This window comes from Solibacillus silvestris, from assembly GCF_051967575.1.
Classification (GTDB): Bacteria; Bacillota; Bacilli; order Bacillales_A; family Planococcaceae; genus Solibacillus; species Solibacillus silvestris_B.
The window spans coordinates 195,442-210,847 of sequence record NZ_JBQCJW010000003.1 but is presented as its reverse complement, the minus strand read 5'-3'; the positions used below and the strand labels follow the sequence as shown (position 1 = coordinate 210,847).

At 40.6% G+C, this 15,406-nt stretch carries 13 protein-coding genes; 11 read left to right on the top strand and 2 right to left on the bottom strand.

Annotated elements, in window-relative coordinates; all coding sequences use genetic code 11:
• Positions 1 to 134 precede the first annotated feature (134 nt).
• Together ACTHOQ_RS03400 and ACTHOQ_RS03395 are read left to right on the top strand one after the other, a co-directional pair.
• Positions 135 to 1,028 carry a LysR family transcriptional regulator gene (locus ACTHOQ_RS03400; protein ID WP_440494257.1) on the top strand — a complete coding sequence of 298 codons (894 nt, stop codon included), beginning with the start codon at positions 135 to 137 and terminating at the stop codon, positions 1,026 to 1,028.
• A 22-nt stretch (positions 1,029 to 1,050) separates the two neighbouring features.
• Positions 1,051 to 2,493 carry a DEAD/DEAH box helicase gene (locus ACTHOQ_RS03395; protein WP_440494256.1) on the top strand — a complete coding sequence of 481 codons (1,443 nt, stop codon included), beginning with the start codon at positions 1,051 to 1,053 and terminating at the stop codon, positions 2,491 to 2,493.
• Positions 2,494 to 2,679: 186 nt separating this feature from the next.
• Here ACTHOQ_RS03395 and ACTHOQ_RS03390 read toward each other — a convergent pair whose 3' ends face one another.
• Positions 2,680 to 3,573: a TetR/AcrR family transcriptional regulator gene (locus tag ACTHOQ_RS03390; protein WP_440494255.1), complete on the bottom strand. Its 894-nt coding sequence runs from the start codon at positions 3,571 to 3,573 to the stop codon at positions 2,680 to 2,682.
• Between the two features lie 231 nt (positions 3,574 to 3,804).
• Between ACTHOQ_RS03390 and ACTHOQ_RS03385 the strand changes: the two genes are divergently transcribed.
• Complete coding sequence (locus tag ACTHOQ_RS03385) at positions 3,805 to 5,328, top strand: DHA2 family efflux MFS transporter permease subunit (RefSeq protein ID WP_440494254.1); 1,524 nt, start codon at positions 3,805 to 3,807, stop codon at positions 5,326 to 5,328.
• Positions 5,329 to 5,413: 85 nt separating this feature from the next.
• Positions 5,414 to 5,785, top strand: a complete 372-nt coding sequence (locus ACTHOQ_RS03380) for a VOC family protein (RefSeq protein WP_440494253.1) — start codon at positions 5,414 to 5,416, stop codon at positions 5,783 to 5,785.
• Positions 5,786 to 5,832: 47 nt separating this feature from the next.
• Here ACTHOQ_RS03380 and rnhC read toward each other — a convergent pair whose 3' ends face one another.
• On the bottom strand, positions 5,833 to 6,765 hold the full coding sequence (gene rnhC, locus ACTHOQ_RS03375; protein ID WP_440494252.1) for a ribonuclease HIII: 933 nt from the start codon (positions 6,763 to 6,765) through the stop codon (positions 5,833 to 5,835).
• A 266-nt stretch (positions 6,766 to 7,031) separates the two neighbouring features.
• Here rnhC and zapA point away from each other — a divergent pair, with 266 nt between their 5' ends.
• The 7 genes from zapA to fadR all read left to right on the top strand — a co-directional run bounded on the left by zapA (position 7,032) and on the right by fadR (position 15,405).
• Positions 7,032 to 7,292: a cell division protein ZapA gene (gene zapA / locus ACTHOQ_RS03370; protein ID WP_440494251.1), complete on the top strand. Its 261-nt coding sequence runs from the start codon at positions 7,032 to 7,034 to the stop codon at positions 7,290 to 7,292.
• 5 nt (positions 7,293 to 7,297) lie between these two features.
• Entirely contained in the window at positions 7,298 to 7,837 is a 540-nt protein-coding gene (locus ACTHOQ_RS03365; protein WP_440494250.1) for a CvpA family protein, read from the top strand.
• 218 nt (positions 7,838 to 8,055) lie between these two features.
• Positions 8,056 to 9,771 (top strand): DNA polymerase/3'-5' exonuclease PolX, encoded by a 1,716-nt coding sequence (polX, locus tag ACTHOQ_RS03360; protein ID WP_440494249.1) that lies wholly within the window; start codon positions 8,056 to 8,058, stop codon positions 9,769 to 9,771.
• Positions 9,772 to 9,785: 14 nt separating this feature from the next.
• Positions 9,786 to 12,149: an endonuclease MutS2 gene (locus tag ACTHOQ_RS03355; RefSeq protein ID WP_440494248.1), complete on the top strand. Its 2,364-nt coding sequence runs from the start codon at positions 9,786 to 9,788 to the stop codon at positions 12,147 to 12,149.
• 69 nt (positions 12,150 to 12,218) lie between these two features.
• The gene (locus ACTHOQ_RS03350; RefSeq protein ID WP_440494247.1) at positions 12,219 to 12,632 is read left to right on the top strand and encodes a DUF350 domain-containing protein; all 414 of its coding nucleotides are present in this window, start codon (positions 12,219 to 12,221) and stop codon (positions 12,630 to 12,632) included.
• Between the two features lie 394 nt (positions 12,633 to 13,026).
• Positions 13,027 to 14,718 (top strand): long-chain-fatty-acid--CoA ligase, encoded by a 1,692-nt coding sequence (locus tag ACTHOQ_RS03345; protein ID WP_440494246.1) that lies wholly within the window; start codon positions 13,027 to 13,029, stop codon positions 14,716 to 14,718.
• Between the two features lie 105 nt (positions 14,719 to 14,823).
• Positions 14,824 to 15,405, top strand: a complete 582-nt coding sequence (gene fadR, locus ACTHOQ_RS03340) for a fatty acid metabolism transcriptional regulator FadR (RefSeq protein WP_440494245.1) — start codon at positions 14,824 to 14,826, stop codon at positions 15,403 to 15,405.
• Position 15,406 lies beyond the last annotated feature (1 nt).

Below are 15,406 nucleotides of genomic sequence, written 5' to 3'. Positions count from 1 at the left end.
GATGTAAGTTATATTTTAATTAGCTTTGCTTTACAATAAGCAAAGCATATGAAATCTCACAATGTTTACTATAACTCGTTCATATGGTATAAGTAAAATTAATATTTCTAATATCAGATATAAGTGGGGTTTATATGTTAGTGAAATTGGAATCATATCGAATTTTCAATGAGGTAAGCCGCAATAAAAGCTTTTCAAAGGCAGCTGCTGTGTTGTATATGACACAGCCGGCCGTTAGCCAAGCGATATCAAAACTTGAGAAAGAGCTTGACACTGTTTTATTCAACCGCACGCCAAAAGGGGTTACACTAACCGATGAAGGAGAATTATTGCATGAGTACGTCAATTCAGCACTCGGAATTTTAGATGCGGGCGAAGAAAAAATTGCCGAGTTTAAAAACTTGCGTACAGGCATATTGCGTATTGGTGTGGGGGATACAATATCCAGATATTTTTTATTGCCTTATTTAGAAGCATTCCATATTAAATATCCTGGCATTAAGCTAAAAGTTTTAAACGGAACGACAAATGAAATTTTAGCTTTTATAAAATCGGGTGAAGCCGATTTAGGCATTTGCAATTTACCGATTGATGACCACCAGCTTCAAGTGATCCCATGTAAGGAAATTCATGATATATTTGTGTGCGGGCAAAAATACAAAAATTTAACGAGAAAACCGATTAGTCTCGATATGCTTATAAAGCTGCCACTCATTTTTTTGGAAAAAAAGGCGAATTCGCGCAATTATGTAGAAGGTTATTTAAAGGATCGAGGCTATACAATCTCCCCGGAATTTGAATTAGGTTCACATGATTTAGTGCTTGAATTTGCGAAGATCAATTTAGGAGTCGCGAGTGTAACGAAAGAATTTGCTGCCGATTACTTGGAGGAAGGGATTTTATATGAAATCGAGCTCCAGCAGCAAATTCCAAAGCGCAGTCTCGGCATCGTCCATTTAAAAAACGTTTCGCTATCAAAAGCGACAAAGAAATTTATCGCCATCGTCGACCCGGGAATTATTCATTAATAGAAGAAAACGAGGAATAGAAATGACTAATAACTTTAAGCAATACCCATTATCAAAGGAAATACAGCATGCACTGATCGATTTAGACTACAGCTCTCCAACCGAAGTTCAGCGAAAAGTGTTGCCGCATGCTTTGCAGAATGAAGATTTAATTGTGAAAGCCCAAACAGGAAGCGGAAAAACAGCTGCGTTTGCCATTCCGATTTGTGAAAAGATTGATTGGATTGAAAACAAGCCGCAAGCTTTAGTTTTAACGCCTACCCGTGAACTGGCAGTACAAGTGAAAGAAGAGTTTACGAATATCGGCCGTTATAAGCGTATTAAAGCCGTTGCATTGTACGGGAAACAGCCATTTCGCTACCAGCAGGACGAGCTTAAGCAAAAAACGCATATTGCTGTCGGCACACCTGGGCGCGTATTGGATCATATCGAGAAGGGAACATTGAAGCTTGATAAAATTCGCTATGTTGTATTGGATGAGGCGGATGAGATGCTGAATATGGGCTTTATCGATCAAGTGGAAGCGATATTGGCACATGTAGAGCAGCGTGAAGCGATGATGCTGTTCTCCGCAACAGTACCTGAAGCGATTAAAAAATTGTCCGCAAACTATTTGAAGGACCCGACAGATATTGAAGTGCATTCAGAGGAGGCCGCCCCGAAAATCGAGCATGCCGTCATCGAAGTGCGCGATGAAGAGAAAATGGCTGCGCTGGAAAAGGTGGCGGTCGTGGAAAACCCGGATACATGCATTATTTTCTGCCGTACAAAAGATCGTGTCGATGCATTGCATGATTATTTGTATGACAGGGAATACAGTGTCGACAAATTGCATGGCGGCATGGACCAATCGACACGTTTGCTCGTCATGAATGATTATAAACGAGGGGATTTTCGTTATTTAGTCGCTACAGATGTCGCGGCTCGCGGCATTGATATCGAGAACATTTCGCTTGTTGTCAATTATGATCTACCGATGGAAAAAGAGGCATATGTGCATCGTACAGGCCGTACAGGGCGTGCAGGTCTGCAAGGAAAGGCCGTTACATTCGCCACACCTTTCGAACATGATTTTTTAGCAGGTATCGAACAATTTATCGGCTTTACGATTCCGAAAATGGACTTGCCGACACATGAAGAAGTGGAGTCAAAAGCGGATGCATTTGATAAAAAGATGCAAAGCCTCCCGCAAAAAAAGAAGCAAAAAAATGCGAAAGTCGATGCGAACATTACGAAGCTTTACTTTAACGGGGGCAAAAAGAAAAAACTCCGCGCTATCGATTTCGTCGGTACAATTGCGAAAATACAAGGCATGACCGCAGCGGATATCGGCATCATCACGATTTTAGATACTTCAACATTTGTGGAAATCCTGAACGGCAAAGGCAATCTTGTATTAAAAGCAATGAAAACAACGCCGATTAAAGGCAAGCAATTAAAAGTGCATATTTCGAATAGCAAATAGTGGGTATAAAGAAGTCGTACTGAACAAAGGATAACGTTCAGTACGACTTCTTTTTTTATTGGATAAAGGAATAAAGATTTTTAATGAAATCAGCATTATTTTACGCGATGAATATTTTCGGGCGCCTGGACGTGTTTTTTAGGGAAAACTGTTGAAAGTGCGAACTTCCGCTTAATAACCGGTGACCTATTTCTTTTCGCCATTTTTAGTAAAGTACCACAATAAATTCGCCAGCTCGACATTCTCCGCGGCATGGGAAGTATTTGTGAACGCTTCGCGGAACGGCTTTAATAATGTTTCGATTACGGCAATACGCAGTTCATCGCGCAGCAGCTCGTCCAAAATACTCTCCGTAAATTGTGCGCCAATCTCGTTGGCATCATCCAACTTAAGCTGATCATTGAAACCGCGCACTTTTTCGATTAAGTCATTTTTTGAAATGGACTGATACCTTTTTTTCTGCTCGACTAATTGAAGCGCATCCTGGGGGAGTAATATATTTCCGCTTTCGAGCATTGTAGGAATGATTGCTTTAGTATTGCGCAACGCAATTCGCAGTATTTTTTTAGGTTCGGTAAAATCGTTGTAAAATGTGCGGTATGCTTGTGTCAAATGATGCACCATAGCAAAAAAAATAATCGCCAGCTCAAGCGAAAAGGGCCGCAATTTTTCGCCGAAAATATCGATGAAACGGTTTGACACCCATTCAATTTCAAGCAATCGATAACTTGTTAACAGTTCCCGCAGTTCTCTGTCTTTTGACTGGAAAATATTTTCGAACACCGAAACGAGATTTTGTTTTTTATTAATTTGCATGAGCACAAGAATTTGTTCAAGCAATAAATTTTCATCTGTTATATCTTGGTTTAACAGCATTTCATGCCGCAATAAGCTCGCTTCATAACGTGTTTGCTCCATTATCGCCGTAAAACATTCAACCTTTGATGGGAAATAATTATAAAATGTTCCTTTTGAAATCATTGCTTTATCTAAAATGTCCTGAATTGACGTTTCGTGAAAACCTTTTTCGATAAAAAGCTGTAATGCGCTATCAAGCACTTGTCTTTTTCGCTGATTCATAAAGTTCCTCCATATAGACTAACGTGTTTCGTTTAGCATAGAAGTGGAAAAGCTTAATAAAATCACTCCTGGATGCCTGTTTTATACTCTCATTCTAATGATAAAACTTTGATTTCGCAATGTTTTTAGACTAGTAGTATAAAATTGTTGAATTTATTGGACTGCGAGTATAAAATAGTTCGAGTACAGAAATAGAGATTTTTTATTGAAAAAAGAAGGGAAATAAAATTTATGGAAAAAACGCAAGATGTAAAAATATTCAAAAAGCCTCCATATTTGATGATTGCCGTATTGTTTGTCGGGGCATTTGTGGCATTTTTAAATAATACTTTATTAAACGTAGCTCTACCGTCGATTATGACGGCGTTCGATATTAAAGATTATTCAACAGTTCAATGGTTGGCAACAGGCTATATGCTTGTAAGCGGGGTATTAGTCCCGACTTCCGCATATTTAATTACAAAATTCAGAACACGTCCGTTATTTATTTTATCATTGGCGATTTTCGTTGTCGGTACTGCAATGGCGGCATTTGCCCCATCATTCGGCTTCCTGCTGGCAGGTCGTATGATTCAAGCAGCGGGTGCAGCAACAATGTCACCGATTTTAATGAATGTAATGCTTATTAGCTTCCCAATCGAAAAACGCGGCCAAGCGATGGGGATGTTCGGTTTAGTAATGGTATTGGCGCCAGCAATTGGTCCAACATTATCAGGCTGGATTGTTGAACATTATGACTGGAGCGTCCTGTTCAAAATGATTCTTCCAATTGCGATCATTTCATTATTATTGGCAATTTGGAAATTGGAAGACGTACTGCCGAACCGTGAAGCTAAAATTGATATGCTTTCTGTCGTATTATCGACTCTTGGCTTCGGTGGATTATTATATGGTTTCAGTACAGCAAGTTCAGCTGGTTGGTCGGCGCTTGAAGTATGGGGAACGATTGTAGTAGGGGCCATCGGGTTAATCTGGTTTATCGTACGTCAATTCCGTTTAGAACAGCCATTGCTTGATTTACGCATCTACACATATCCTGCATATGCATTGGCTTCAGTTGTATCAATGGTATTATCTGTCGCGATGTTCTCAGGGATGATTTTAACACCGGCTTATGTACAAAATGTACGCGGAATCGAACCATTCGAAGCAGGCTTAATGATGTTGCCAGGTGCTATCGTCATGGGGATCATGTCGCCTATTACCGGAAAATTATTCGATAAATTTGGTCCGCGTATTTTAGCGGTCATCGGTTTAACGATTACGACATTGGCGACAGTCGCTTTAGGGTATTTAGAAGCGGATTCGACATATACGTATATTATTTCGGTTTACACAATCCGTATGTTCGGGATTTCAATGGTAATGATGCCAATTATGACAAACGGCTTAAATGCATTGCCAAACCGTTTAAATCCGCATGGAACTGCGATGAACAATACTGCCCAGCAAGTTGCCGGAGCTATTGGAACAGCCGTTTTGGTGACAATTTTCAACTCCCATACAAAAACACGGGCTGAGGAAATTGCCGCAAACATGCAGGCGAACGCCTCATCAGCTGTACAGCCTAGTGCAGAGCAAATGGCACAATTGCAAGCGCAAGTTATGCAACAAGCAATGCTTGACGGGATTACATTTAGTTTCTTCGTAGCGGCAGGCATTACATTGGTTGCATTGCTTTTAGCACTATTTATTAAGCGTGTGGACATTACGAAGCGTGAAGACTTTATGGGACCTGTTCCGGAAAAGAAATAATCAAAATTTACAGTGGGAGTATTTTGCTCCTGCTGTTTTTATTTGTGTATAATTGGGGATGATGGAAAAAGGAGAGTGGAAGTAAATGATTGAGCAATTGGGACAAGTGATGCTGTATGTAGATGACCAGGAAAAATCAAAAAAGTTTTGGACAGAAAAGTTAGGCTTTCTAGTCGTGTCGGACATTAATAACGGTATGCGGGTAATAACAGTCGCACCAAACGATGAGATTCAAACAAGCATCGTATTGCATGATAAAAAGAAAATTTCGGAAATGTCGCCGGAGCTCAACTTAGCGGCACCATCTTTAATGTTTTATGCGAACGATTTGGATATGCTTTATGAAGACTTTCAAGCTAGAGGAATAACAGTTGGGGAACTTGTTAATATGCCGTTTGGCAAAGTGTTCAACTTTGCGGATGATGAGGAAAACTATTTTGCTGTAATGGAAAAATAATTAAGAGGAGCTGTTGCCGATAGTTTTGCAGCAGCTCCTTCATTTATTCAGCGTTTTCGTTTTTGAAGCAGTTTCCGGGCTTTTTCTGTATTTGCAAAATGCCATTTTGTCATGGAACGGAGCGTATCCTCCCCGAATTTCAGCCAAATTTTTGCAGCCATTTCATCGACTTTCGCACTTGCCCCTTTTTGAAGTGCGAAGCCCGCGATTTTTCCTAGGCGGTCCATTTCTTTTAAAAAAGCATAACGCGCTATAATCGAAGCTGCCGCAACTGCTACGTGCAAGTTTTCGGCCTTCGTGGAGAATAGAACATTTTCGCGGACGATTTCTTTTTCATTTTTTATATGGTTGTAATAAATGCCGCGCTCCGCGAATTGGTCAATTAAAATATATTGCGGCTTCTCAGGGGAGATTTTCGTCAGTACATGCTTTAATGCCTGGTTGTGCAAAAGAGCTTTTATTTTTCCTTGTGAATAACCCCGTGCTTGAATTTCATTATATTTGTCATTGCGCAGTGTCAATATGCTATGTGGGCATGCTTTCATCAAATCGGGCGCAATTTTCCGCATATAATCATCTGTGAGCTGTTTGGAATCTTTCACTCCAAGTTGTTGAACGAGCTTTATTTTGTCGGCAGGCACGTACACTGCTGCAACGGTTACTGGCCCAAAATAATCACCGGTACCGGTTTCGTCCGAGCCGATGACCGACAATGTCGAAAACAGTTCTGGAAGTTTATCCCCTTTAGTGGTTGTTGTTTTGGCTGCAGATGAATCCGCTTTGCCCCATCGTGCTGCTTCTCGCTCAGCGCCCGCACCTTGAAACATTATTTTCCCGGATTTATATGCCGTGATGGCTGTATCGGCAAGCTTAATGGCGAAAACAACACCGGGAGCCTTTCGTTCGATTATTGCCTTTTCATAATATTGTCGAATTTTTTGCTGCTGTTCAGCAGTGCAGAGTAAAACGATATTTGTCATAGTCGATCCTTTCAAAATACATTCATTATTATGTAGTATAACTTTTAGTGCGCAAAAGGGGAAATGACATATTGCTTCGACGTTTGAGATGAACATTACAGCCATGGTGTTGCGATAATGAAATTGGAAATGATATGATGTACAATATGAAAATGGCGTCGTTTTATAAAAAATAGTAGCCGGGTTTGCTTTTAAACATCCAATGGGCAAAGGGGAACAAAAAGTATTTTCGTTACTGTTTACATATTCTTTCTGGAGGGATTATTTTGGGTGAGCAAGAGAAGAATCGCATTTCCGTGGAAATATATGGTCATACATATAAAATGGTAGGAACAGAATCAATAGGTCATATGCGCCTTGTCGCTTCAATAGTAGATGACAAAATGCGTGAAATCAATGCCCTTAACCCATCTTTAGATACTGCAAAATTAGCCGTGCTAACAGCCGTTAATTCAGTTCATGACTATTTATTATTAAAAGAGCAATTTGAAAAATTAGAAGAACAATTGAAACATTTGAAGGGTTGACATATATGTTAGATTTATTTATTCTCGTAGTTTTTATCATCAGTTTAGTAATTGGAGCGAAACGAGGGCTCGTCGTCCAATTAATCAATATCGGAAGTTTTTTAATCGCCCTTGTTGTGGCCGTTATTTATTACAAGCCGCTCGCTGAAAAATTTGTGCTATGGATACCGTATCCTGGCTTTACAGAAGGCGCAACAATGACGTTAGTACTGGACTCGCTGGATGTAGATCGCACTTTTTACCGCGTGTTTGCATTTGCCATTATTTTCTTTGCTGTAAAAATAGCGCTTCAAATTTTAGGGTCGATGTTCGATTTTTTAACGTATTTACCTGTGTTAAGTTCGTTAAACTATGTACTAGGTGCACTGTTTGGGTTTATCGAAATGTATATTATTCTGTTTATCGGATTGTATGTATTCGCATTGCTGCCGATTGAATCTATTCAATCGTTCATCAATGGCTCCATTATTGCAGGGCTTATGCTGGAACATACCCCGATTATTACGAGCATGTTCCAAAAATGGTGGTATATTTATAAAAATTAGCTTTTTTCAGCGGGTATCCTACCGCCTGCCGGAATTAGATGGGCTCAGGCTAGCAATTGCACATCATGCGACGATGCCTGAAGAACGACCTGTGTCCTGTATGTGAGATCAAAGTCGAATCCGGACACAATTATGCAAAGGTGTAATTGAGTTGAAAATCATGCGAAAGCTTCTCTCGATTTTCGGGAGGAGCTTTTTTAAAGGGGAGGCAATTATATATGAACAAAAAAATTATTATTCGCACATTAGAGAAAATAGCATTGTATATGGAATTACAGGCGGAAAATCCATTTAAAGTATCGGCATTCCGCAAAGCCGCCGGGGCACTTGAAGCGGATGAGCGCAGTCTAAGCGAAATTGATGATATTACGGCGATTAAAGGAATTGGCAAAGGAACAGCAGCTGTCATTTTGGAGCTGATGGAAATAGGGGAATCAAGCGTCCTTAAAGAGCTTGAGGCAGCTGTGCCGAAAGGGCTTGTGCCGTTGATGAAGCTGCCGGGCCTAGGTGGGAAAAAACTCGCAAAACTTTACCAGGAGCTCAATATTGTTGATGCAGAAACGTTAAAAGCAGCTTGTGAGGCAGGGAAAGTCCGCGAACTGGCGGGATTTGCGGCCAAAACAGAAGAAAAGATTCTAAAGGAGCTTGAAACATTTGGTTCGCGTGCCGAACGTTTGCCTATTTGGCAGCTTGAGCCGGTTGTACTGGAAATTAACGAGCTTTTGGCAAGTCTGCCTGAAGTGGAACTCTTTTCGGTCGCGGGAAGTTTCCGGCGTATTGCGGAAACGAGTAAAGATGTTGATTTTATTGTGGCAACGAAGGAGTATGAAACTGTACGTGAAGCGATTTTAACACGACTGGCGATTTTAGAAACAATCGCTGCGGGTGATACGAAGGTGTCGGTCATTTTAGATCGAGAAGAGCCGGTAAGTGTGGATTTCCGCCTCGTTAAGCGTGAAGAATACGCCACGGCACTTCACCATTTTACAGGTTCAAAAGACCATAATGTGTGCATGCGCCAGCTGGCAAAATCAATGGGCAAAAAAATAAGTGAATACGGTGTGGAACAAGAAGATGGCACACTGGCGACATTTGAATCGGAAGAAGCGTTTTTTGCGCATTTTAATTTACCGTACATTCCGCCGACAGTTCGCGAAAGCGGAAAGGAACTTGAACGTTTAGATGAGCTGAATGATTTAGTGAAGCTAAACGACATTGTGTCAGATCTCCATATGCATACAACTTGGTCTGATGGGGCACATTCAGTCAGCGAGATGGGGCAAGCTTTAATTGACAAAGGCTACAAATATGCAGTCATTACCGACCATTCGCAATATTTGAAAGTGGCAAACGGATTAACACCAGAGCGATTGGAACAGCAAAAATTCGATATTTATTCCTTCAATGAAGCAAATCCGGATTTCCGTCTATACCGGGGTACCGAAATGGATATTTTACCAGACGGAACACTTGATTTCGATGATGATGTGCTAAAAGATTTGGATTTTGTCATTGCATCGATTCACTCAAGCTTTACACAATCGCAGGACAAAATCATGGCGCGTTTGAAAACAGCGATGGAAAATCAATTTGTCCATATGATCGCACATCCGACGGGCCGCATCGTCGGCGAGCGCGGCGGCTATAATCCGGATGTACCTTTATTAATTGATTGGGCAGCAGAGCATGGAAAAATTCTGGAGCTTAATGCAAATCCGTATCGTTTGGATTTATCTACCGAATATTTGCAGTTGGCGATTGAAAAAAATGTGCCGATTGCAATTAATACAGATGCACATGCGATTGACCATCTGCGCTTTATGGATATTGGCGTAAACTATGCACAAAAAGCATGGTTGAAGAAAGAATTGATCGTCAATACATGGTCAAAAGAAAAATTTGAAGCGTTTATTACAAAAAACAAAGAAAAGTAATAGGAGGTGTTCTCATGATCGAACAACGAGCATTGAAAACACTAGAGTTTGATAAAGTACGCGAGCAAGTTGCGGCATTCTGCACGAACTCAATCGGAAAGCAAGCAATAGATGAACTTATACCGGAAACGGATTTTGATACAGTAGTGGAATTATTGGAGGAAATGGATGAAGGTTTAGCCATTTTACGCATAAAAGGCAATGTTCCGATGGGCGGCATTTTTGATGTGCGGCCACATGCACGCCGCTCGCAAATCGGCGGTATGCTAAGCCCGATGGAATTAATGGAGATCGCGAGCACAATCCGTGCAAGTCGTATTTTGCGCAATTTTATTGAAGATATCGAATCAGAAAATACCATTGAAATTCCTCATTTTCTGGAGCGCAAGGAGCAAATGCCGGTGTTGACGGCATTGCAGCACGAAATTAATGATTGTATTGATGACAATGGCACAGTGCTTGATTCTGCAAGCGCTGCATTACGTTCCATTCGTCAGTCACTGCGGTCGGAAGAATCAAAAGTGCGTCAAAAACTGGAAAGCTTAATACGCGGATCAAATGCGGCAAAGATGCTGTCAGACGCAATAATAACGATTCGCAATGATCGCTTCGTAATTCCGGTAAAGCAGGAATACCGCTCACACTATGGCGGTATTGTACATGATCAATCTTCTTCTGGACAAACATTGTTTATCGAGCCTGATGCAGTCATTCAGGCAAACAATGAAGTACAGCGTTTAAAAGTGAAGGAAAAAGCGGAGATCGAGCGTATTTTAGGCGAGCTTACTTTAAAGGTACAGGAAGTGGGGCATGAATTATTCGTGCTTGTACAGCTGCTTGGCGAAATCGACGTTATTTTGGCGAAGGGGAAATACGGTCAGGCGAATAAATGCACTATGCCAAAAATGAATAAAGAGGGCTATACACGTCTCGTACGCGCCCGCCATCCCCTGTTATCAATTGAAGAAGCAGTAGCCAATACGATTGAGTTTGGACGGGATGTTACAGCGATTGTCATTACAGGGCCGAACACAGGGGGGAAAACCGTTACATTGAAAACGGTTGGCCTATGTACATTAATGGCACAATGCGGCTTGCCCGTCCCTGCCCTTGATGGTTCAGAATTGGCTGTATTTGAACAGGTTTTCGCTGACATTGGAGATGAGCAATCAATTGAGCAATCATTATCAACATTCTCTTCTCATATGGTGAATATAGTAGATATTTTAAGCAAATTCGACGATAAGTCTTTAATTTTATTCGATGAGCTAGGTGCAGGTACAGATCCACAGGAAGGTGCGGCATTAGCGATTGCCATTTTAGATGAAACAGTGGACCGTGGCGCACGCGTCATGGCAACATCACACTATCCAGAGCTTAAGGCATATGGGTATAACCGTCCATCAGTTGTCAATGCGAGTGTGGAATTCGATATTGAAACACTCAGCCCGACTTATCGGCTGTTAATCGGTGTGCCTGGTCGCTCGAATGCATTTGAAATTTCCAAACGTCTCGGTTTAGGCTCAAATGTTATTGACCATGCAAAATCGTTTACTGGTACAGATCGTCATGAAGTAGAATCAATGATCGCTTCACTTGAAGAAAGCCGGCTCCGTTCTGAGCGTGAGGCGGATGAAGCGCATATTTTACTTGAAGAAGCGCAGCAAATCCGTGCAGAGCTGGAAGAACGCCTTCGTATTTATGACGAGAAGAAGGAAAATTTAGAAAAAAAGGCGAAAGAAAAAGCGCGCAAAATTGTCGATGATGCGAAAAAAGAAGCAGAATCAATAATTGCAGAGTTGCGAAAGATGAAGGAAAATGCAGCACTATCTGTGAAAGAGCATGAACTGATCGATGCGAAAAAACGTCTGGACGATGCAGCGCCTATTGAAAATAAAGTGCTGCAAAAGGCTGTCGCTGCTCGTGAGCGCAAACAAAATCTGCAAGTTGGCGATGAAGTGAAAGTGTTAAGCTATGGCCAAAAAGGGATGCTCCTGCAAAAAACGGGAGATGAGTGGGTTGTTCAAATCGGCATATTAAAGATGAAATTGCCGGAAACGGATTTAGAGTATGTTAAACCAGAAAAAGAGCAGGCAACGCGTCCGATGATGAATGTGAAAAACCGCAGCAGCATCGTAAAGCTTGAACTTGATTTGCGCGGGGAGCGTTATGAGGAAGCACTAATCCGCACTGAAAAGTATTTAGATGATGCGCTATTGGCCAATTACCCCCGTGTATCGATCATTCACGGCAAAGGAACAGGAGCATTGCGTCAAGGAATTCAAAGTTTTTTGAAAAACCATAAGCGCGTCAAATCTTTCCGTTACGGCGAAGCGGGTGAAGGCGGATTCGGTGTGACAGTCGTTGAACTAAAATAATAGTTGCTCCTTTTGTAATATACGCTAATATTAAACATAGGAAGTAAATTATAAAGGGGGAAAAATGGATTGCTAGGCTCAAACTTTTGGCACCATCCTCTCGTTCAAACGGCAGGCTATTTTAGTGTTGTTGTCCTTTGCTTATTCGTATCAATGATTTTATTTGAAATCGTAACAAAGTACAAAAATTGGGATGAAATAAAGAAAGGGAATGTCGCGGTCGCTTTAGCTACCGGAGGAAAGATTTTAGGCGTGTGTAATATTTTCAGGTATTCCATCCAGCAGCATACATCATTTATTGAGATGCTCGGCTGGGGTTTGTTCGGGTTTACTCTATTAATTTTTGCTTATTTTTTATTCGAATTTTTGACGCCGAAATTTAACGTGGATGAAGAAATAGCAGCCGACAATCGCTCGGTAGGATTTATTTCATTTACGATTTCACTCGGCTTATCATTTGTAATAGGGGCAAGTATATCTTAGGAGTATAAACATGGAAACATTATCTAAAATTTTAATTGTCGTCTGTTTAATATTTCTCGCAGTCGGCATATACTACATGATGACACTTTAGACCGAGAAGCAAACGAACTAACATTTCTGTTGGTTTGTTTGCTTTTTTCGGTTATTCTATCCTGTTTTTGAAATTTAATTCGAATGAGGAAAAAGTTTTGTAGAAAAATATATTTGTATACTAAACAATCAGTTATCCATCTTTTTATGAAGATAATACTATGAAAATTAAAATAAAAAAACGAGAAAATAATAGTTTAAACGAGAATAAAACGTAAAAAATAATTAAATAGTTTGAAAGAATTTCCTTTTTTTATTATAATAATGAAAATGAATAAAGCTTTTAGCAAAGGGGAGAAGTTTTATGACAGAAAAAGTTTGGTTGGCAAGCTATCCAAAAGAAGTTCCGCATTCCTTGGAGCTGCCGGAATTTCCGGTTCATCAGTTTTTGATACAGGCATATGAGTCAGTGCCCAATAAAGCGGCGATACATTTTATGGGGCGCGAGCTTACTTACAAAGAGCTGTATGAATCCGCATTGAAGTTTGCGAATTATTTGCGTTCTCTAGGGGTGGAGAAAGGCGATCGTGTAGCGATTATGCTGCCAAATTGTCCGCAAGCAGTAATTGCCTATTATGGTACGATGTATGCAGGGGGAATCGTTGTCCAAACAAATCCGCTTTATACAGAGCGCGAGCTGCAGTATCAAATGGCGGATTCCGGGGCGAAGGTCATTTTAGTTATGGACATTTTATATCCGCGCACTATGAAGATTTTAAATGAGACGAATTTGGAAAATGTCATCGTTACAGGCATTAAAGATTATTTGCCATTCCCGAAAAACTTAGTATATCCTTTCATCCAAAAGAAGCAATACGGATTTAGTGTCAAAGTAGAGCATAGCGGCATGAATCATCTGTTTACTGAAGTGATGAAAACGGCGGACGCAACAAATATCGAACTTGATTTCGATTTTGAAAATGATTTGGCATTACTGCAGTATACAGGCGGGACTACAGGTTTCCCGAAAGGTGTTATGCTGACACACAAAAACTTAATCGCCAATACGATGATGTGTGATGCGTGGATGTACAAATGCAACAAAGGCGAAGAAGCGATTTTAGGAATATTGCCGTTCTTCCATGTATATGGTATGACAACGGTATTAATTTTGTCGGTTATGCAGCAAGGCAAAATGATTTTATTGCCGAAATTTGATGCGGAACAGGCTTTAAAGACAATCGATAAGCAAAAGCCGACTTTATTCCCGGGTGCGCCGACAATGTATATCGGTTTACTGAATCATCCGGATTTAGCGAAATATGATTTATCGTCCATTAAAGCATGCTTAAGCGGTTCGGCTCCATTGCCATTGGAAGTGCAGGAAAAGTTTGAGGAATTAACCGGCGGCCGCCTAGTCGAAGGATATGGCTTAACGGAAACTTCCCCGGTTACCCATGCCAATCCAATTTGGGATAGCCGTATAAATGGTTCCATTGGACTGCCATGGCCAAACACGGATTCGGCCATTTTCCGTTCAGGTGAAACAGAAGTGTTGCCAGTAGGGGAAATCGGTGAAATTGCGGTGAAAGGACCCCAAGTAATGAAGGGCTACTGGAATCGTCCGGAAGAAACTGCGATGGCCTTTACAGATGGGTGGTTCTTGACGGGTGATTTAGGCTATATGGATGATAAAGGGTATTTCTATGTAGTGGATCGTAAAAAAGATATGATTATTGCGGGTGGTTTCAATATATATCCACGCGAAGTTGAAGAAGTATTATACGAGCATGATGCAATTCAGGAGTGTGTCGTAGCGGGTGTTCCAGATCCGTACCGCGGCGAAACAGTAAAGGCATATATCGTGCTAAAAGAAGGCAAATCTGTCACAGATAAAGAGCTCAACGAATTTTGCCGCAAAAACTTGGCGGCATTCAAAGTCCCGCGTTTATATGAATTCCGCGATGAGCTGCCGAAAACAGCGGTAGGGAAAATTTTGCGACGTACACTAGTGGATGAGGAAAAACAAAAAATGGTGCAGCAAGAAGCGAAATAATTAATTAATGAAGCAAACTATTGACAGATTGTATAACAAATTATAATATGAAAACATGAATGAATGGTCATTCATGTTTTCATATTTTTTTTGGTGGTGAGCAACTTGAAACGAAACAAACCCAAATATATGCAAATAGTAGATGCCGCAGTCATTGCAATTGCAGAAAACGGGTATCATCAAGCCCAAGTTTCAAAAATAGCAAAACAGGCTGGAGTAGCTGATGGTACAATTTATTTATACTTTAAAAACAAAGAAGATATTTTAATTTCTGTATTTCAGGAAAAAATGGGTATTTTCGCAGAGAATTTACAAGCTATAATAAAAAGTGGGGAAACTGCTTCCGATAAGTTATGCAAGATGATCGATAATCATTTTCATGTTTTATCAAGCGATCGCCATTTGGCAACAGTGACTCAGCTTGAGTTAAGGCAATCGAATAAAGAGATTAGATTGAAAATTAATGCTATTCTAAAAGAGTATTTGATTTTGTTAGATCAAATTTTAATAGAAGGCATGCTAAACGGCGAATTCAATCAGGCAATGGATGTTCGTATTGCACGGCAAATGGTGTTTGGCAGCATTGATGAAATTACAACAACATGGGTAATGAACGAAAATCGTTATGACTTACTGGAACAGGCTCCAAAAGTTCAGCAATTATTATTAAATGCATTAAAAGCATAAA